Origin of the sequence: Chlorobaculum parvum NCIB 8327, from assembly GCF_000020505.1 — a bacterium.
GTDB classification, from domain to species: Bacteria; Bacteroidota; Chlorobiia; order Chlorobiales; family Chlorobiaceae; genus Chlorobaculum; species Chlorobaculum parvum_A.
Map to the genome: position 1 here is coordinate 1,461,282 of NC_011027.1, position 17,773 is coordinate 1,479,054.

The following is a 17,773-nucleotide window of genomic DNA, read 5'->3' on the forward strand; positions in this document are numbered from 1 at the left end:
TGATAAATGATGCGTTAAAAATTATTTCCGCAGGAAGACGCCGAGGTCTTCAAGAAGCGCCTGAAGATCCTCTTCGTGCTCGACCTCGTCCTGGAGAATCTGCACGGCCAGGTTGTAGGTGACCGGATCTTTCATGCCGATCTCCTGGATGATGCTGTTGTAGGTGGTGATGGCGCACTGTTCGCCGGAGATGTTCTGTTCGAGAATCATCTTGACAAACTTGTCGGTCGGTTCGTCATAGCCGCAGTTGGTCTCGACAAACCACTGCTTCGGGCTGGTCAACGGCGTACCGCCAAGCTGAATAATGCGCGTGCTCACCATTTCAGCATGGCGAAGCTCATCGGCGGCGTGCTGCAAAAGCTCGGCGATGACTGCATCCTTCATCGGCCCTTCCACAATCTTGGAGCCGATCCAGTACTGATAGTAAGCAAGCCACTCATCGGCAAAGGCCTTGTTCAGCAGCTCAAGTACACGATCAATGGAATCGCCTACGATTTCACGTCCTCTGGTTCCCATAACGGTATCCTTTTTTATTAAGATGTTTTATACGATTTTCTCACAGAAGCCCGACCCACATCTACGCAGCGTTGGCTTCAGTTAACTCATTCTTTATACTCTTATTTTCTTGAATGAGTTCCAAACCTTATATGAGAATTCACAAAAAGGAGATGCCCGGAGCAGGCCTGCCGGAGAGGTTGCAGGCAGAATGCAAAAAAGGATGAAGAATCCCTATATTGCCCGGGAAACCGCTTTTCACTCCTGCGCCAACCGGATGCGGGATCGCGCCTAAAAACGATTTTTCATGGAATTCACCCACATCGACGACAACGGCATGGTCAGCATGGTTGACGTGTCGGGCAAGCCGCCAACGCGCCGACAAGCCAGCGCCTCCGGCTGGATCGTCATGAACCCCGAGACCATCGCGCTGCTCCGTGAACGCGAGCTGCCGAAGGGCAACGTGCTGGCCGCGGCCAAGATCGCGGGCATCCAGGCCGCCAAGCAGACCGCGCACCTGATTCCGCTCTGCCACCAGCTCAACCTCTCGTGGGTCGATATCGAATTCGAAATCGACGCGGATCGCATCGGCATCAAGGCGAGCGTCATCACGCGCGAGGCGACGGGCGTAGAGATGGAAGCGCTGACCGCGGTGTCGGTTGCAGCGCTGACGATTTACGACATGTGCAAAGCGGTAGATAAAACGATGGAGATCACCGGCGTGCGGCTTGACCGCAAAACCGGCGGTAAGCAGTCGCTCGCGACGGAGCATCGCCCGAAGTGCGCCGTGCTGGTGCTGTCAGACTCGATTGCGGCAGGCATGGCAACTGACCGTTCAGGACGAATTCTGAGGGAAGGACTTGAAAACGCCGGATGCCCAGTCGAGGAACTGACGATCATTCCGGACGAAGCAGCAGAATTGCTTGCAACAGTCAACGGATGGATCGAAAATGGCGTGGAGCTGATCGTCACCTCCGGCGGGACCGGCCTCGGGCCGCGCGACGTGACCATCGACACGCTCACGCCGAAGTTCACCCGCCGCCTGCCCGGCGTCGAGCAGGAGTTGCTCCGGTGGGGGCAAGGCAAAACGCGCACCGCAATGCTCTCGCGCCTTGCCGCCGGGCTGATCGGCGACACGCTGGTCGTCTGCCTGCCGGGCAGCGCGGGCGCGGCCAGCGACGCGCTCGAAGTGCTGCTGCCCGCGATATTCCACGCCTTTCCGATGCTCCGGGGGGAGGGCCACGCATGATTACCGTTCAGGAAGCTCACCAAATTATCGCCGCGACGGTGCAACGACTGGGCGCAACCGTCTCCGTTCCGCTGCACCAGCTCCGTGGCCGCGTACTGGCCGAGGAGGTTCGCGCAGGCTTCCCGATGCCGCGCTTCACCAACGCCGCGATGGACGGCTTTGCCGTGCGATTCGATGAGATTGCCGGAACATCCGACAGCGCACCCGTCACGCTCCCGGTCTCGCAGGAGCTGGCCGCCGGAGCGCTCGCCGTTGCGCCGCTCGAAGCTGGAAGCTGCGCGCGCATCATGACCGGCGCGCCTGTACCCGACGGAGCCGACACCGTAGTGCCGTTCGAGCAGACCAGCGGGTTCGAGAGAGAAACCGTGGAGTTCTACAAAGCTCCGAAAAAAGGCGCGAACATCCGGCACACGGGCGAAGAGGTTAAGATCGGCGAGCTGCTCATGGCCGCAGGAACCCGCCTCACACCAGCGGAGACCGGCCTGCTCGGCACCTTTGGACACGGCTCTGCGCTCGTGAGGCCACAACCGAAAATCTCGATCATCACGGTCGGCAACGAGCTGCGCCTACCCGGAGAAAAGGCTGAGCCACTCGCGATCTACAACAGCAATCTGGCGATGCTGGCCGCCTGCCTTGAAGCCGCAGGAGCGCAGATCGTCGAAATGCACCAGTTGAGAGATGATCGTAAAGCGATTCGCGAGGCGCTCACTTCGGCGATTGACGAGTCGGACATGGTCATCACCGCAGGCGGTATTTCGACCGGCCAGTACGACTTCATGCACGAAACACTCGGCGAACTTGGCGTAGAGCAGAAGTTCTGGAAGGTGGCACAGAAGCCCGGCAAGCCTTTCTACTTCGGATCGACCGCTGCGGGCACACTCTGCTTTGCGTTGCCGGGAAACCCGATTTCCGCGCTGGTCTGCCTGCTCGAATACGCCCTGCCCGCCCTCGCGCTGATGCAGGGTGCGACTCCGGCCCCGAAATTCACCGCGCTGCTCGACGAGCCCTTCCCCGCCGACCGCAAGCGCTACCGCTTTCTGTTCGGCACAACGAAAATCGACGACGGCGTGCTCCGCTGCCGCGTTTCGCAGCAAACCGACTCCCACATGCTCACCGCGCTCAGTGAAGCTGATTGCCTGATCGAAGCCGAAACATCACCCGAACCGATCCCCGCTGGCTCAGTAGTCACCTGCGCGTGGCTGCCGTGGGCGAACGCTTTTTGATTCGAGACGACACGATGTTCCATCCCTTTGAAATAGCCGTTGGCGGCCTCTCCGGCTCGGGCAAAACCACCCTCGTTGAAAAGCTGATCCGGCGTTTTTCGGAAAATGGATTCGAGGTTGCCGCATTCAAGCACGGTTGCCACCGTTTCGAGATCGACCGTGAAGGCAAGGACTCCGACCGTTTCACGAAAGCCAGAGCCGTACCAGTGCTGATCGCCGACCGCGAAAAAGAGGCGCTCATTTCGCGAGGAACGGATCGGCTGGACATTGCCGGATCGACGCTCTCGGCAGACCTGCTTTTCATCGAAGGCCTGAAAGAGCTGCCGATTCCGAAACTGCTGATGGTGGATCGAGACCGCGCCGTGCTGCCGATGCTTGAAAACGGTGCAATCCCGCAAGTCCTCGCGCTGGTACATGATGGAAATGCGGACGGACTCGAACGCTTCGGCCTGCCGCTCTTCCATCGAAATGAGTTGACGGAGATCGGAACTTTCGTCGAAGGATTGCTCCGCAAAAGCGCCGAAGCCGTGCCACTCCATGGCCTCGTGCTCGCGGGCGGTCAAAGCTCGCGCATGGGTCGCGACAAGGCGACGCTCAGCTACCACGGCCAGAACCAGCTTGAACGCACTGCGGCGCTGCTTGGCGGCGTCTGCGATGAAGTGTTCATCTCTTGCCAGGCCGAGCAGATCGAATGCTTTACGACGAGCGCGAACATTCCGGCTATCGCGGACAGCTATCTCGACATAGGCCCGCTCGGTGGCCTGCTCTCTGCGCAGCGCCAGCGTCCGCACGCCGCCTGGCTCGTGGCGGCGTGCGACTTTCCGCTGCTCGACGAAGCGGCGATTGCCGAACTCACGGAAGCGCGGAATCCGTTCCGATTCGCCACAGCGTTCGCTGCGGGCGACCGTGACCGGCCCGAGCCGCTGCTCACGATCTACGAACCGAAATCGCGCCGTCGGCTGCTCGAAGCGCACGCCGCGGGCAACGACTCGCTGCGCTCGTTTCTCCGCAGCAATCGGGTGGAACTCGTCGAACCGCGCGACCCATCGGCACTCTTCAACGCCAACGATCCCGATGCTTTCGACAAAGCCCGGCGAATGATGGAAAACGGAGGCCTGCGATGACGCCGGATTCCGAACAGAACCGCGCCGCGTTAACCGACCGGTTCGGGCGCACGATCGACTACGTGCGCATCGCCGTCACCAGCGCCTGCAACCTGCGCTGCACCTACTGCCTTAAAAACGAGGAAGATGCTGACCGGAAAATCGACCAGCTCGACGCGGACCAAACAGTAGCGGTCATCGAAGTTCTCGCACAGATGGGCATCCGGAAAGTACGCTTCACGGGCGGCGAGCCGCTGCTTCACCCGGACATCGTCGAACTGGTTCGGCGCGCCAAAGCGACTCCCGGCATCGACACGGTCAAGTTCACCACCAACGGCATTCTGCTCGACCGGTATCTGGACGAGCTGATTGCGGCAGGGCTCGACGGTATCAACCTCAGCCTCGACACACTCGACGCACAAAAGTACCGCGACATCACCCGCCGCGACCGCTTCGCCAGCGTCCGCGCAGCGCTCGACCGGCTGCTCGACATTCCCGATATGAGCGTCAAAATCAACACGCTCATGCTCCGTGGCATCAACAACGACGAAATTCCGGACTTTGTCGAACTCACCCGCAGCCACAAGCTCAACGTCAGGTTCATGGAGCTGCAACCGTTTGATGACCAGCAGATATGGCGCACCGGCAAGTTCATGGGAGCCGAGATGATCCGGGAACAGCTTTTCCAGCACTACCCACAGCTTGAGGCGGTCACCGGGCGCGACACCGAACACTACAGCTTCAGATTATCCAACTATCAGGGCTCGATCGCCATCATCCCGGCCTTCTCCCGCAATTTCTGCGGCAGCTGCTCACGCCTCAGAATCACCGCGGACGGCCGAATCATCAGTTGCCTCTATCATCAGGAAAGCATCGATCTGAAACCCGCCATGAACGACGGATTCAATCGCGAACAGATCAGAAAACAGATACTCGAAGCGGTAGGGAAAAAACCGAAGGATGGATTGCACAGCGGCCGAAACAACGCCGCATCAAGTATGTCCCGAATTGGGGGGTAAATGAAAAAAAGTGTAGGGGCCGGCCTCGCTCCTACCCTTGCGGGAAACGCTATAAAACACTCACTGAATTTCCAGGCACGACCTCTCCGCCAGCCAGCACTTTGCAGAAGATGCCCTCGCGCGGCATGATGCAGTCACCGGTCGCCTGCTGGATGACGCACCCGCCGTTGTGGCACTCCTTGCCGATCTGGGTCACTTCAAGCAGCACCGCTTCGCCAACCTGCAACCGGTCGCCGACCTGAAGCCCGGGAAGATCGATGCCGCGGGTCACGAGATTTTCACCGAACATACCGAATTCGAGTTCAGGCAACACCTGGCGAACCTGCTCGATGCTCTCTGCAGCAAGAAGCGAAATCTGCCGGTGCCACTCACCCGCATGAGCATCGCCCTCGATTCCCCACGACTCACGGAGCCGGGCTGATGAAACCGGCAGCTTGACCGTCCCCTTTTCAACACTCATGCAGATGGCTTCAAGCATACCCATACGTTGTACTTTTTAGTGATCGCGACAAATTATTCGAGCCAAAGATACGCATTCAAACTGGTTGCTCACGCCCCATCTCAGAGATATCTGAGCTTGATGGTCATTTCCAGATTCTTCCGGTCAAGCATAAAAGAGGCGTCCTTGAATGAAGGCGGGCCAAAGCTTGACTTCGGATTGTTCGAGGTTCCGACCCCCTCCTTGGGCATCCCGAGAAAGTTGGCATCGAGCTTGCCGTTACCATTCTCGTCATGACGGACAGCCAAGGCGTACGTTCCCCAGGGCACATCGCCGAAAACCACCACAGGCTCCGCTGACGCCGGAATGCTCAGGGTTCTGACCGCTTTATCGAATTTACCGGGAAACCCTTTTTTGGCACTGAACAGCGCAACTGAAAGAGAGCCGTCACTATTGCGCAAACCGGCAATTCTGACAGTAATCGCGCCAGCGCCTGACGGAATTGCAAGCGATGCTGGCTCATCAGCACTCACATTCTGAGTACTGGCTGGCAGATACATAGATAGCAGAAAAACGGCCAGAAAGAATAGTCGTAACGTTTTCATGATCGAACAATGCGGTATGGTTTTGAAAAGCTCCTATGAGCATAAGAGTATGTGGAAGACTTACAAGGCGAGTAGTTGACAGGAATGCTGATACCACAGACAGAGCAACTATCGACACTTGCAGCACGTCCCGACATTGACCGCCTCCCGACAAGCCAGAGGTCAATTGCAAACATAGGAAATGCGAAAAAAGCCAAAAACATCAACCGGAGGCCTGAACAACTGAAACTCTGTCATCAAACCTTGAAGAACCAATATAATCGTATTAACATCATCCTGGCTGACTTCGGAAAACTGCGCTTTCCGAGTGTAAATCATCACATTGGGCTCCTTCGTACAAAGCCCCAAGCAGCCTGATGTGGCCCCCCTCACCTCACCTCACCTTTCCACCCCTCAACATGAGCGACGTACGGCGATTCGTTTTGAACTGCCATGATAACGTATCTCCGTCATTGCTCGGCTGCCCCAAAAACCACGCTTCGAACCACAGGAACATCTCACTAATCAATGAGAAAAATTCGGCGGGCATGAGTTGAGTGAGTGATGGTATATTTACTGGATGGATCGATCGAACACCTCAACCCCACGGCGCTGTGAAGAGTTTCAGGAACCGAAAGCCCTCACAAACCGGGTGATAACCTCAACAGGAGCAGATGAACAGAAAAACAGCAGAACCTGTCGTCGACAAGGTCTTTGAGAAACAAGCGTTCGGCGATCTTGAAAAGCTGGGCGAGGTATTCGAAAATTGTCGATTTGTGCAGTGCAACCTGGCACAAGCCGATCTTTCAGGCTTCATGTTCAGGGAATGCTCTTTTGAGCAGTGCGACATGGGGCTTGCAAAACTCATCGACACAGGGTTTCAGGAGGTGAAATTCATCGACTGCAAACTGCTCGGCGTGCAGTTCAGCGACTGTCGGAAACTGCTGCTTGAGATAAACTTCAAGCGATGCATCCTCAAACTTTCAGTTTTCACCAACCTCGATCTGAAAAACACCGTGTTTGACGACTGCGACATGCAGGAAGCCGATTTCACCGAGGCAAACCTGACGGGATCACGTTTCGACAACTGCGACCTCCGGCTGGCGATTTTTTTCCACACCAATCTCGAAAAAGCCGATTTGCGCACGGCCGTTAACTTCTCCATCCCGCCTGAATCGAACCGTCTCAGAAAAGCGAAATTCTCACTCCATGGGCTGCCCGGCCTGCTTGAGCACTACGGTATTGACGTGGAGTAACCCAACCAATATCGCAATAGCGGTTTGACGTAAAAGGGAATCATGACCTTAACCAAATTGATTACCCAACATGTTGACAAGGTGTTTTCCCGTTCTATATATTTGATAATACCTGTTATTTTCTTTTTATAAACGCCTGATACCATATAATCGATACCACAGGAATTAGGTGTAGAACCATCGACACGATCTGTTTTCAAGATCATGCCATTCAATCGTAACAGAATAGCCCTCTTGGTGCTGCTCCTGCTGACGCTTGCCTCCGGGCAGGCGAAAGGCGCCCACGTACTATTTAAAGGGGATTCCGGCCAATTTGAGCAAGGCGGTGAAAGCGCTTCTGAAGTTGCACACCATTTTAATAATGAACCTTACCTGAACCGAACCGAGTTAGCGATAATCACAGAAATCAACCTGTTGAGAAGCGACCCTGCAGGCTATGCCCGCCAATACCTTGCCCCTCTAAGAAAATACTACAACGGAAACCTGCTCCAGCTCCCCGGAAAACTTCCCATCAGAACACGCGAAGGAGTTGATGCGCTCGAAGAATGCATCAACGAACTGGAAAATACCAGACCGATGCGTCCCTTGCTGCCGAGCAAAGGCCTTACACTGGCCGCTCGTGATCTGGTGCAAGATCAGGGCTTAACCCGAACAACCGGGCATACAGGCAACGACGGCTCTTCGATGTCAGACCGGATCGAACGCTACGGACAATGGGATGGATGTATAGCGGAGAATCTCGCTTACGGATTCGATGATGCCCGCCAAGTCATCGTGGGGCTGCTCATCGATGACGGCGTTCTGTCACGCGGACACAGAAAAAACATGCTGAACGGCACATTCAGTTATGTCGGTGTAAAAATCGGCCCACATCGCCGCTTTAATACCATGTGCGTTATGGAGTTCGCAGCGCAGTACTCTCTCTCAGAAGTTCAACCGCATCATTATGAGTCCCCGCATTCAAGATTGTCGAAAAACGTGAGGTCATACTTTGAACCTGAACATCGATAGCTATCAAGCAGATCTCGTCCCCTAAGCCGCTAACGTCAAAAACATCCCGATCGTCAGCATGTACGATAGATGACATAACCAACGGTTTTACAACAATATCCGGAGGCCCCTGATCATGTCAGCAATCAACGTCGCGTTCTGGAACGTTCAGAACCTGTTTGACACCACAGCATCAACCATCGCAACCGATCTCGACTTCACGCCCGAAGAGGGATGGACGGAAGAGGTGTTTAACATCAAGGTTGACAATATCGCGAACATCATCAAACAGATGCATGGCGGCGCAGGCCCAGACCTGCTGGGCTTGTGCGAGGTCGAAAATAAAGAGGTGGTGAATTACCTGCTGGAAAAGATCGGTCGTAATGACTATCGTCTGGCCCATGTCGAGGCGCCCGACATCCGAGGCATCGACTGCTCGCTCATCTACTCGGCAAAGGTCTTCAACGACCCGCCAGTGGAAGATATGAAGGGCCATCTGGTGAACTTCCGCTTTCCGACGCGCGACATCTTTCAGGTTCGACTGACGCTCAAGGCAACTGGGGCAGAACTAAATGTCTTCGTGAACCATTGGCCCTCTCGCCGTCAGGGGCAGTACCAATCGGAGCCGCACCGCATCACCGTAGCAGAGCGTTGTGGCCAGCTCGTGAACGATGTGCTGAAACTCAGCCGGCAGGAGTACGCCGAGGTTCACGATGCTGCCGGTGAGCTTGAAAAGCTGAACGCACGCTGGAACCGCAATGTACTGCTGATGGGCGATTTCAACGATGACCCGTTCTGCCGCAGCATCACCGACTATCTGCTGGCGTCAAAAGATCTCGACAAGGTCGAAGAAGTAGTAAAAGCCTCGTCGAACCACGAGATTCCTGCCATCAGCACCTACATAAAACGCCAGCCAGCGCTGTTCAACCTCTCGTGGCCGCTGCTCGCCCAACCGGATACGGGGACAATCTTTTTCAGCAGCGACTCGGCAAATACGATGAACCTGTTCGACCAGTTCATGGTGTCACGCGGGCTCTGTTACGGCGAGTCAGGCCTGAAGACGAGGCCGGAGTCGATGCGGATATTCACCACGCCGGAAATGGCTCCAGGCAACAAGCAAAGACCCAAGGCATTCGATAAAAAGACAAAAAAGGGATTCAGCGACCACTTTCCGATCGAGATGACCATCGATATTCTGTAAAAGCTGAAAAACAATGGTCTGAAGTGGCGAACCACTGATTTCTGATGACACACAAAGGGCGGACACGCAGGTCCGCCCTTACATTTTCTCGATTGTCACAACTCACCCACTCACAAGCACGAGTGATGGGTGCCTGTCTGCTTGTGTTTTTCCGGAAACACGAGGCGTTGGTTCATATCGAGTGACGGTTCAGGCACTTCAGTGCGGCCCACGATGTGCGCAGGCACGCCGGCGACCGTGTAGTGCGGCGGCACATCGTCGAGCACCACGCTGCCGGCACCGATTTTAGCGCCTTCACCGATTTTGATGTTGCCGAGAATCTTGGCGCCAGCACCAATCATCACCGACTTTCCGACCTTGGGATGGCGGTCGCCGCCCTCCTTGCCGGTGCCGCCGAGCGTCACTTCGTGCAGAATCGACACGTTATCTTCAACAACGGCGGTCTCGCCGATGACGAGGCTGGTGGCGTGGTCGAGCAAAATGCCTTTGCCGATCTTTGCCGCCGGGTGAATATCGACAGCGAACACCTCCGACATGCGATTCTGCAGGAAATAGGCCAGCGATTTGCGGCCGTTCTGCCACAGCCAGTGCGCCAACCGGTAAGACTGGAGCGCCTGATAGCCTTTGAGAAAAAGCATGATCTCGAAATAGTTCACCGCTGCCGGGTCGCGCTCCTGCGTGGCCACCATGTCACAGGCAGCGCACCGGACAGACTCCGGATTCTGACGGTAAAAATCCTCGAAAATCCCCTCCAGTACCGGCGGAGGAAAGTGCTTCGAGCCGAGCTTCACGGAAAGCAACATCGCCAGCGCTGGAGCAAACTCGTCGTACCGCAGAATGTGCTGTTCAAGAAACAGCCGTATCTCCGGCTCACGCTCGCACTCAAGACGCGCCTCTTCCCGGATCAACGACCAGATATCCTGTACACTCATAATCACCTTCCCTATGGCTTGTGGCAGCGAGCCGAAACTGCCCGCCGTATGATGCTATAAAGTCCTGCCGGTCTCTTAAAGGTTTCCTGTCGATGTATGCGACAAACTCCGCCTCCTGCAAACACCTGATAAAACCAGCTGGCCAAATGTACGCAAAACGCTGCAAACCATCCACCTGCCCCTTGCCACACCACGCATCAGGTCGTCTGAACGAACGGAAAATGCTCCATGTTTTCTGAAAAATTTTACGTACACTTGCCTACAGCTCCATGAATACGACACCGCGCGACACCATGCTTATCTCAAGGAAAATCGAGATCGACTACGGCCACACCCTTCCCAACAGCTTCACCTTCTGCAACCAGCTGCACGGCCACCGCGGCGTGATTGTTGCAAGCGTCGAAGGCCCGGTCATCAATCGCGACGGCGATGCCGAACAGGGCATGGTGATGGATTTCAAGTTCCTGCGCGAAATCATGGACAAGCAGATTCATGACGTGCTCGATCACGGTTTTGCGGTCTGGAAAGAGGATAAGGAAGACCTCGAATTCATCCTCAAGCGCAACACCCGCGTGCTGGTCACCGACGAGCCCCCCACCGCCGAATACCTCGCCAAATGGGCCTTCAACCAGATCAGCGACAAGCTCCCCGAAGGCGTGACACTCAAAAACCTCCGCTGGTACGAAACACCAAACAATTGGGCAGACTTCACCGGCGAGTGACCCCCGATATCGTCTCGAATCGGAACACCGATTGTCTGGCCAACCAATGTCCTACCTTTTAGCAAAAACCTTGCTAACCTGCTGATTTAGAATCATTTCTGAGAGGTCGCAAAAGATTCACAAATCTCCTTTGCACCTTAATAAGCTGACCAGCCATCGGTGTTGAGCCTTTAACAAAGGGTAAAAAAACATTACTTTTTACGTGTTTCCCTTTATCTATTCACCGAAAGAAAAGGAGAGAGCCGTGGATAACCAGCACCAGAATTCGGCGAGCCCTCAAAAACGGCAATATATCGTCGTTGTGCATGGCATGGGCGAGCAGAAAACCAATGTCACGGCCCCTCCGGTTGTAGAGCGTTTCGGTGAAGCTCGCCACAGAGAACCCGTCTCTCCAGATTCAAAAAAACAGTGGTTTCAACGCAGCTCATCCTCCGAAACCCCGACCTATAATTTTATCATACCGGCCAATCTCTCGGAACAAACCGTTCGCAATGACGGAATCGGTCACGGCTGGGCAGAATTCGAGGGGATTTCCGTATCGCAGGATTCCAACCCGCAGGAATTCAACGGAGCGATTTCCACTGACCCCAACGGCAAGAACTTCAGATTCGTCGATATAGCCTGGCAATTCATTCTCAGGAGCGATATTGAAACCTTCGGTTCCTCAACCGAAGAGTGGGCCTCGGCCCTGCTCGAAAAGCTTGAGCTTCGGAAGAAGAATGGCAAGCCGATGGCTTCCTGGGCGCTGCCAATGCTCAAGTCCATCGTCAATACGGCCATCCCCGTTAAAGAGATGCTGGCATTCAAATATGCCGCCTTGACGAAACTGGTTTTTGACGGCTTCCTGGGCGACGTGCATCTTTATGGCGATTACGGCAGAACCCGAGGACGCGCGGTCAGGCATTTCCATGTCGTGCTGGATGAAATCATGATCAGGGATTTTCTGCAATGGTACTGGCAAATCTATTACCAGAGCAAAGAGCAGAACGCTAAAAAACCGGCATACGAACCACCGGAATTCACCATCATCGCGCACAGTCTCGGCAGCATCATGAGTTTCGACTCGCTGGTCTACGCGCACATCAGGGACGACATCCGGCGAAACGACTACACCAGCGAAGAGTGGCCCGAGAGCCTGCCGTTTCCAGGCTACGATTTCATTCATGACATCGAAAAAAAGAACTGGAACTACCTGCACGGCAAACTCCAGAGCATATGGAAAGCCGAGCAAGGCAACCCGGCTATTCTCGACGTTATCAGGCACATCATTCCAAATGCAGACGAGCTGTTTAACGCCGATACCGCGCATGCAAACGGTGACCAACAAGAGCACAAGAGCATTGCCGCACCTGAAATCCCCTACGTATCATGGAAAAATCATGTAACCAATTTCATCACCATCGGCTCTCCTATCGATAAATTTCTTGCACTCTGGCCTGATAATTATCTGCACCTCTACGACACTGGAACAGTCACCACGTCCGCCCCGGAAAAGATGTATCATTACAACTTCTGCGACGAACAGGATCCGGTTGGCCATCATCTGGAAGAGGCGATGAAAACTCCGGTGTATCAAACGCTGTTCAACACCGACCCGATAGGCAATCACGATGTCGTTTTCAGGCGTTACGGCATTCCCGGCGTTGCGCACAACCTGTACTGGACGGATCAGGAGCTTTTCTTCGGCATCATTGACAAAATTATCGACACCAAAACCGCCAACACCAGCGACGACTTTGTCTGGAAGGAGATTCACGAAAAAACAAGAGCGTTCAAATCAGCGAAACGGTGGGCCTATTACCTGATTCCGTTAATCACCACACTGGCAACAACGGCGCTGGTCAGTTATGGCATCCTGAACGACTCGCTCTTATGGCGCTGGCTGTCCATCATTGCCGCTGTTCTGCTCTGGGTGCAGCCGAACCTGCTGACGGCATACAAGGATGAAACCGCCGACAGCCGCAAAATGGCCCCGTCATGGCTCGAAGATAAATGGAATAAAATCCGGCCGGTCAGGGGTATTTTCAGCCGTCTGGTCAGCGCGGCGATTGAGTGGAGAAGAATCCTGATCGTCGAAAGCCTCGGCTCAAATACCGTACCAGTTGATAATCAACCCTATGATGTCAGCGAACGCATAGCTTTCCAGAGCCAGGAGATGACCGACAAGCCCTTGAAGTATTTTGCTTTACTGGTCACCGTCGCAACCTTATCCCTCGCCGGAAGCCTTGCGCTGGGTTATACGCTTTATTATCCGGTTGAGGCTGACGCATTATTACACATCAACGTATTCACTCATCTATCCACTATTTCGGGACCATGGTTGAACGCAGGAAAAATCGCATTCTTCTTCACGCTAAGCTATAGCCTTGTGCGCTTTTACGTTGCGGGTTCATTCCTTGGAGCCTGGAAAAGATGCAGACCGGAATAGCGCCTATCAGCTTAGGCTCACGGCTATTTCATCGACATCATGAGCAATGACCAGCGGAATACCAAAAAGCTCAACGCCGCTGGATGAGGTTTTAAGCTGGTGCATGAAGGCGACCAGAAAATGGTGGTAGGTATGTGGCGCGGTTTTAATCGATTCCGGAGTTCGCCCCTCTTTCCGGGCGGTGTGCAATTGGGTGAGCACCTGACGCCTTATCGATTCAATTGATTCTTGGAGCATGGCCCCCCTCCGTGATTTCAACGGTTTGCATATCGAAGACTTTCCGTTCCAGTCGTATCAGAATCCTGACGAAACCATCAGTCGGCAAGTGCAAGTTCACTTTGTGCCCACACCTCTTTGAGGTCGACTTCCGGGTTCAGCAGACGCACAAACCGACCGGAGCTTTTTCTGCCGAGGATTTCGCACAAAACATTCTCTTCAGGGTGATCGATCGCCAGCACCGTTCCAGGCGTCAGGCCGTTTCTGGGATAGAAATCGACCAGCCACTCCTGCGTCTCTTTTTCGATGCATTCGAGGAATTTGATAAATACGGGGCGTTTGTGATTGTACATGCTGATCTTGCCCTGGAAAAACTCACCGTATCTCAATGCCTTGAGTTTCATGTTGATTATGATCGGTTTGAAAGAGGGGATAGTTTGAGCGCTATGTTCGAGCATCCGGTACGAACATAGCATTTCGTCGCGTTTCGTTTCTGCAAACAGTTCAGCGAAAAAATGACGATGCTTTAAAAGAAAAAGAGAGGATTGGATAGAAAAGAAATGAAGCTAACGGGAGCGTTTCGGAAGAAAGATCGAAAACGGCGAGTCACGGAACAGCTCGCTGTCGGTAACAGTTCTCATGCGCTGGATCAGCTGGCGCTGCTGAAGTGTTTCCGGCAATCGGCGCAGTGTAGCGGCAGCTGCCCGTACCACTTGGGAGGCTCGTTTTATCCCCTCTTTTCCGCCGGTGAGATAGAAGAGCATCGACACCACTTCGAGCGCCAGGCGCAACGGAAGCGACAGCATGAGCGGCGTTGCGCTCCGGTTGCGGAGCAACATAAGCATGGCGTTCCGGTGGTTGTAATAGACCTTCAGCGGCGAACCTTCGGCAAGCGATGCGCCACCTTCGTGCCAAACGACAGCCTGCGGTACGGAGCGCACCGTGTAGCCCTGCAACTTCATGCGCCAGCAGAGATCGATCTCCTCCATGTGCATGAAAAAACCGGCCTCGAATCCACCAAGCTTTTCGAACACATCGCAACGAGCAAACAGCGCTACGCCCGAAGCCCAGAAAATTTCGCGGGACTGGTCATACTGCCCGTGATCTTCCTCCCGCTCACGGAAATTCCGACCAAGGCAGTAAGGGTAGCCCAGCCGATCGATCAGCCCGCCAGCCGCACCGGCATAGTCAAACACCCGCCTACCCTTCCGTCGCTCCGGCAGCGAAAGAATCTTCGGTTGCAGCGCGCCGATCATCGGATCGCGCTCGGCGGTTTCGACCAGATGGCCGAGCGCATCGGACTCGACGACAGCATCGTCGTTCAGAAAAAGCACGTACGGCGAATCAGCGTGCTTCAGCCCCTCATTGCAGCCGCCGGCATACCCAGCGTTAGCGACCAAGCGAAGCACGGTGACGTCGGGATAATCGGTTTCAAGTCCGGAAAGGTCGGACTTCTTGCCACCGTTATCAACAACAATGATGGAGAAGTCCTGAAAAGTGCTTGTCTGGAGAGCGTCGAGGCAGGATTCGAGCATCAGCCAGTTTTTCAGATGCGGAATGATGACCGTCACCATCGGGGACTGTGTGCTCGGCGTGCTCATGATCAGGTAAGGTTGGGCTTGATGGAGCCCCACTTGCCGGGGCTCCATCATCGGAGTCAGCGCAGTGATTGCCAGAACTCGGCAGCCATGGCAGCGGTCTCCTCGGGCGTTTTCGCCGAAGCCACCTGCTGCAACAGCGCCGAACCGACCACCGCACCGTCGGCCAGCTCCCACATTTTGCGCACGCGCTCGCGATCCTTGATGCCAAAACCGACCACGAACTTTTTCTTGGCATGTTTGCGCACACGTTTCAGGTACTCGGCGATCTGCTCGTCCATACCGGCAGTGTCGAGCTTGCCCGTACCGGTGGTGGCATTGACCGCCAGACAGTACGAAAAATCTGTGGACATGCAGTCGATCAGCTCGATCCGGTCGGGTGGCGTTACCGGTGAAATGAGGTAAACCACCGTCAGACCGAAGCTCCGAGCACGTTCGAGGAAATCCTCCGACTCCTCGGGCGGCAGGTCGGGAATCAGCAGGCCATCGACACCAGCCTCGACCGCATCGGCCATGAAACAATCGCCACCGTAGGCGATGAGCGGATTGCTGTACCCCATGAGCAGAATCGGCGTGGTGATCTTCTTACACCCTTCGCCAGCGCGCGCCTGCTTGACCAGATCGAGGATGCTCCGCACGGTCACGCCGTGGCTGATTGCCTTGTGCGCCGCATCCTGAATCACCGGCCCGTCACCGATCGGATCGGAATACGGCATACCGAGTTCGATGATGTCCGCCCCGTTTTCCTGCAGCGCTTCGAGCACCGGCAGGGTCGCGCCCGGCACGGGAAATTCAGGCATATAGTAGGCCAGCAGAAGCTTCTTGTCCTGCTTCATCAGCCGGGTAATACGATTCTCTTTCATAGATGAAATAATGAGGGCACAAGATTTGGGATAACAAAAATATCGAGCACCATTGAGAACATGGTAATCATGTGCACCAGCACGCTACCCCACACGTTTTTCGATTTGAGCACAATATAACCGCCGAGGATGCCAATCGGAAAAGCCATCATCGCCATCAGCCCGCGTTCGTACATGCCGACCGGCGCGACGGCGTAATGATTCAGCACATAACACATCGCTGTCACGAACACGCTCAGGTGAGGATTGAAACCTTTCTCGACCATCGATGAAAGCATCAGCCCGCGCCACAGAAACTCCTCGGCCAGCACCAGAATCGGGAAGAGGAAAAGGAAGTTCATGTTAACCAGAATGCCGAGCATGTCCACCATCGGCGGGGCGCCCTTCGAGTAGTAGATCACCGTGTTGACGATGTCCATTACGAAAAGGATTCCGCCCGCGATGCCACCCCACTTGAGCGACTTCTTCAGATCGCCGCCCGCCAGATACATCCCGGCCCACTCCCCCTTGCTCACGCCGCGCCAGACGACCACGCCGATGCCGCCGATGACGTAGAGCGCCAGCGCGGGCCACTCTTTGAGCGGGGTGAAATGACCGACCAGGCCGGTGATCCAGATCAGGGCCGTCAGCCCGAAGGCGAGCTTGAAGCGCACGTTCAGCGATGCGGATTCGGAGGGATTGGAATAAGCCTTTTCCATGAAACTTCAGAATTTCTTTGTTATTGCAGATAATCGGGCCGGACTTCGTACTCGACCGGATCGGCGATACCGACCGATGCGAACGCCCGCAGCCGCCGGGCGCAACTGTCGCACACGCCGCACGCCTTGCCCTCGCTTTTGTAGCACGACCAGCTAAAGTGAAACGGCGCGTCGAGCTCCATACCTCGTTTGACGATCTCGGCCTTGCTCATGTCGATCAGCGGCGTGACGATTTCAATGCTGGTTTCGGGCCGCGTACCGTGCTCGATCACCTGGTTGAAGGCGTCGTAAAAGACTTTGCGGCAATCAGGATAGCCGGACGAATCCTCCTCGACCGCGCCGATGTAGATGCGATTCGCGCCAATCACCTCCGACCAGCTCACGGCCATTGAGAGGAAATTGGCATTGCGGAAGGGCACGTAACTGGTGGGAATATCGGTGCCGGCAAGATCAGCCGGGCCAACCGGAATGGCTGCGTCGGTCAGCGAAGAGCCGCCGATTGCGCCGAGAAATCCGGCATCGATCTCAAGGCGCTTTTCGATGCCATAATGGTCACAGATCTGACGGAAGCACTCCAGCTCTTTCTGCCACGTACGCTGCCCGTAATTGACATGCATCGCCGCAAGCTCAAACCCGTGATGATGTGCCAGAGCGGTCGCCACGAGGCTGTCCATCCCACCGCTGACCAGAAGCACTGCTTTCATAAATTCAGGTCGTAATGACGAATAAATAATTGGTTGTAATTTTAAGCAATCTG

General features: G+C 55.1%; 19 protein-coding genes. 9 read left to right on the top strand and 10 right to left on the bottom strand.

Annotation, left to right across the window (positions count from 1 at the left end; translation table 11 throughout):
- Positions 1–21: 21 nt before the first annotated feature.
- The gene (locus CPAR_RS06820) at positions 22–516 is read right to left on the bottom strand and encodes a ferritin-like domain-containing protein (protein WP_012502581.1); all 495 of its coding nucleotides are present in this window, start codon (positions 514–516) and stop codon (positions 22–24) included.
- 286 nt (positions 517–802) lie between these two features.
- On the opposite strand from CPAR_RS06820, the gene moaCB reads away from it, so the two are divergent.
- Genes moaCB through moaA form a run of 4 tightly spaced genes read left to right on the top strand, consistent with a single transcriptional unit; the run spans position 803 to position 5,089 of the window.
- Positions 803–1,744, top strand: coding sequence for a bifunctional molybdenum cofactor biosynthesis protein MoaC/MoaB (moaCB, locus tag CPAR_RS06825; protein ID WP_012502582.1), 942 nt, complete (start codon positions 803–805; stop codon positions 1,742–1,744).
- Positions 1,741–2,967: a molybdopterin molybdotransferase MoeA gene (locus CPAR_RS06830; protein ID WP_012502583.1), complete on the top strand. Its 1,227-nt coding sequence runs from the start codon at positions 1,741–1,743 to the stop codon at positions 2,965–2,967. The genes moaCB and CPAR_RS06830 overlap by 4 nt, the downstream gene beginning before the upstream one ends.
- A 14-nt stretch (positions 2,968–2,981) precedes the next feature.
- The gene (mobAB, locus tag CPAR_RS06835; RefSeq protein ID WP_012502584.1) at positions 2,982–4,091 is read left to right on the top strand and encodes a bifunctional molybdenum cofactor guanylyltransferase MobA/molybdopterin-guanine dinucleotide biosynthesis adaptor protein MobB; all 1,110 of its coding nucleotides are present in this window, start codon (positions 2,982–2,984) and stop codon (positions 4,089–4,091) included.
- Complete coding sequence (moaA, locus tag CPAR_RS06840) at positions 4,088–5,089, top strand: GTP 3',8-cyclase MoaA (RefSeq protein ID WP_012502585.1); 1,002 nt, start codon at positions 4,088–4,090, stop codon at positions 5,087–5,089. The genes mobAB and moaA overlap by 4 nt, the downstream gene beginning before the upstream one ends.
- Positions 5,090–5,138: 49 nt before the next feature.
- Here moaA and CPAR_RS06845 read toward each other — a convergent pair whose 3' ends face one another.
- Together CPAR_RS06845 and CPAR_RS06850 are read right to left on the bottom strand one after the other, a co-directional pair.
- Positions 5,139–5,573, bottom strand: coding sequence for an MOSC domain-containing protein (locus tag CPAR_RS06845; protein ID WP_012502586.1), 435 nt, complete (start codon positions 5,571–5,573; stop codon positions 5,139–5,141).
- A gap of 77 nt (positions 5,574–5,650) precedes the next feature.
- Positions 5,651–6,061: a DUF2141 domain-containing protein gene (locus CPAR_RS06850; protein ID WP_232203880.1), complete on the bottom strand. Its 411-nt coding sequence runs from the start codon at positions 6,059–6,061 to the stop codon at positions 5,651–5,653.
- 725 nt (positions 6,062–6,786) lie between these two features.
- Between CPAR_RS06850 and CPAR_RS06860 the strand changes: the two genes are divergently transcribed.
- From CPAR_RS06860 to CPAR_RS11165, 3 genes are all read left to right on the top strand, one after another.
- Complete coding sequence (locus tag CPAR_RS06860; RefSeq protein WP_012502588.1) at positions 6,787–7,368, top strand: pentapeptide repeat-containing protein; 582 nt, start codon at positions 6,787–6,789, stop codon at positions 7,366–7,368.
- A gap of 204 nt (positions 7,369–7,572) precedes the next feature.
- Positions 7,573–8,379: a CAP domain-containing protein gene (locus CPAR_RS06865; RefSeq protein WP_012502589.1), complete on the top strand. Its 807-nt coding sequence runs from the start codon at positions 7,573–7,575 to the stop codon at positions 8,377–8,379.
- 115 nt (positions 8,380–8,494) lie between these two features.
- A complete protein-coding gene (locus CPAR_RS11165; RefSeq protein WP_012502590.1) occupies positions 8,495–9,559 on the top strand; it encodes an endonuclease/exonuclease/phosphatase family protein in 1,065 nt (354 codons plus the stop codon).
- A gap of 110 nt (positions 9,560–9,669) precedes the next feature.
- Here CPAR_RS11165 and cysE read toward each other — a convergent pair whose 3' ends face one another.
- Positions 9,670–10,491 carry a serine O-acetyltransferase gene (gene cysE / locus CPAR_RS06875; protein WP_012502591.1) on the bottom strand — a complete coding sequence of 274 codons (822 nt, stop codon included), beginning with the start codon at positions 10,489–10,491 and terminating at the stop codon, positions 9,670–9,672.
- A 293-nt stretch (positions 10,492–10,784) separates the two neighbouring features.
- Here cysE and CPAR_RS06880 point away from each other — a divergent pair, with 293 nt between their 5' ends.
- Together CPAR_RS06880 and CPAR_RS06885 are read left to right on the top strand one after the other, a co-directional pair.
- Positions 10,785–11,213, top strand: coding sequence for a 6-pyruvoyl trahydropterin synthase family protein (locus CPAR_RS06880; protein ID WP_041466309.1), 429 nt, complete (start codon positions 10,785–10,787; stop codon positions 11,211–11,213).
- 244 nt (positions 11,214–11,457) lie between these two features.
- Entirely contained in the window at positions 11,458–13,641 is a 2,184-nt protein-coding gene (locus CPAR_RS06885) for a hypothetical protein (protein WP_156773396.1), read from the top strand.
- Positions 13,642–13,647: 6 nt separating this feature from the next.
- Here CPAR_RS06885 and CPAR_RS06890 read toward each other — a convergent pair whose 3' ends face one another.
- From CPAR_RS06890 to queC, 6 genes are all read right to left on the bottom strand, one after another.
- On the bottom strand, positions 13,648–13,878 hold the full coding sequence (locus CPAR_RS06890) for a hypothetical protein (protein ID WP_012502594.1): 231 nt from the start codon (positions 13,876–13,878) through the stop codon (positions 13,648–13,650).
- 77 nt (positions 13,879–13,955) lie between these two features.
- Positions 13,956–14,261, bottom strand: coding sequence for a hypothetical protein (locus tag CPAR_RS06895; RefSeq protein WP_041466160.1), 306 nt, complete (start codon positions 14,259–14,261; stop codon positions 13,956–13,958).
- Positions 14,262–14,423: 162 nt separating this feature from the next.
- Positions 14,424–15,458: a glycosyltransferase family 2 protein gene (locus CPAR_RS06900; protein WP_041466161.1), complete on the bottom strand. Its 1,035-nt coding sequence runs from the start codon at positions 15,456–15,458 to the stop codon at positions 14,424–14,426.
- A 56-nt stretch (positions 15,459–15,514) separates the two neighbouring features.
- Positions 15,515–16,318: a tryptophan synthase subunit alpha gene (gene trpA / locus CPAR_RS06905; RefSeq protein WP_012502597.1), complete on the bottom strand. Its 804-nt coding sequence runs from the start codon at positions 16,316–16,318 to the stop codon at positions 15,515–15,517.
- The gene (locus tag CPAR_RS06910) at positions 16,315–17,016 is read right to left on the bottom strand and encodes a CPBP family intramembrane glutamic endopeptidase (protein ID WP_012502598.1); all 702 of its coding nucleotides are present in this window, start codon (positions 17,014–17,016) and stop codon (positions 16,315–16,317) included. Before CPAR_RS06910 ends, trpA begins: the two co-directional genes overlap by 4 nt.
- A gap of 20 nt (positions 17,017–17,036) precedes the next feature.
- On the bottom strand, positions 17,037–17,720 hold the full coding sequence (gene queC, locus CPAR_RS06915; RefSeq protein ID WP_012502599.1) for a 7-cyano-7-deazaguanine synthase QueC: 684 nt from the start codon (positions 17,718–17,720) through the stop codon (positions 17,037–17,039).
- Positions 17,721–17,773 lie beyond the last annotated feature (53 nt).

What these genes read in the sequence shown, in the direction of transcription:
- CPAR_RS06820 (WP_012502581.1), bottom strand. Translation starts at nt 516, where the DNA reads ATGGGAACCAGAGGACGTGAAATCGTAGGCGATTCCATTGATCGTGTA.
- moaCB (WP_012502582.1), top strand. Translation starts at nt 803, where the DNA reads ATGGAATTCACCCACATCGACGACAACGGCATGGTCAGCATGGTTGAC.
- CPAR_RS06830 (WP_012502583.1), top strand. Translation starts at nt 1,741, where the DNA reads ATGATTACCGTTCAGGAAGCTCACCAAATTATCGCCGCGACGGTGCAA.
- mobAB (WP_012502584.1), top strand. Translation starts at nt 2,982, where the DNA reads ATGTTCCATCCCTTTGAAATAGCCGTTGGCGGCCTCTCCGGCTCGGGC.
- moaA (WP_012502585.1), top strand. Translation starts at nt 4,088, where the DNA reads ATGACGCCGGATTCCGAACAGAACCGCGCCGCGTTAACCGACCGGTTC.
- CPAR_RS06845 (WP_012502586.1), bottom strand. Translation starts at nt 5,573, where the DNA reads ATGGGTATGCTTGAAGCCATCTGCATGAGTGTTGAAAAGGGGACGGTC.
- CPAR_RS06860 (WP_012502588.1), top strand. Translation starts at nt 6,787, where the DNA reads ATGAACAGAAAAACAGCAGAACCTGTCGTCGACAAGGTCTTTGAGAAA.
- CPAR_RS06865 (WP_012502589.1), top strand. Translation starts at nt 7,573, where the DNA reads ATGCCATTCAATCGTAACAGAATAGCCCTCTTGGTGCTGCTCCTGCTG.
- CPAR_RS11165 (WP_012502590.1), top strand. Translation starts at nt 8,495, where the DNA reads ATGTCAGCAATCAACGTCGCGTTCTGGAACGTTCAGAACCTGTTTGAC.
- cysE (WP_012502591.1), bottom strand. Translation starts at nt 10,491, where the DNA reads ATGAGTGTACAGGATATCTGGTCGTTGATCCGGGAAGAGGCGCGTCTT.
- CPAR_RS06880 (WP_041466309.1), top strand. Translation starts at nt 10,785, where the DNA reads ATGCTTATCTCAAGGAAAATCGAGATCGACTACGGCCACACCCTTCCC.
- CPAR_RS06890 (WP_012502594.1), bottom strand. Translation starts at nt 13,878, where the DNA reads ATGCTCCAAGAATCAATTGAATCGATAAGGCGTCAGGTGCTCACCCAA.
- CPAR_RS06895 (WP_041466160.1), bottom strand. Translation starts at nt 14,261, where the DNA reads ATGAAACTCAAGGCATTGAGATACGGTGAGTTTTTCCAGGGCAAGATC.
- CPAR_RS06900 (WP_041466161.1), bottom strand. Translation starts at nt 15,458, where the DNA reads ATGAGCACGCCGAGCACACAGTCCCCGATGGTGACGGTCATCATTCCG.
- trpA (WP_012502597.1), bottom strand. Translation starts at nt 16,318, where the DNA reads ATGAAAGAGAATCGTATTACCCGGCTGATGAAGCAGGACAAGAAGCTT.
- CPAR_RS06910 (WP_012502598.1), bottom strand. Translation starts at nt 17,016, where the DNA reads ATGGAAAAGGCTTATTCCAATCCCTCCGAATCCGCATCGCTGAACGTG.
- queC (WP_012502599.1), bottom strand. Translation starts at nt 17,720, where the DNA reads ATGAAAGCAGTGCTTCTGGTCAGCGGTGGGATGGACAGCCTCGTGGCG.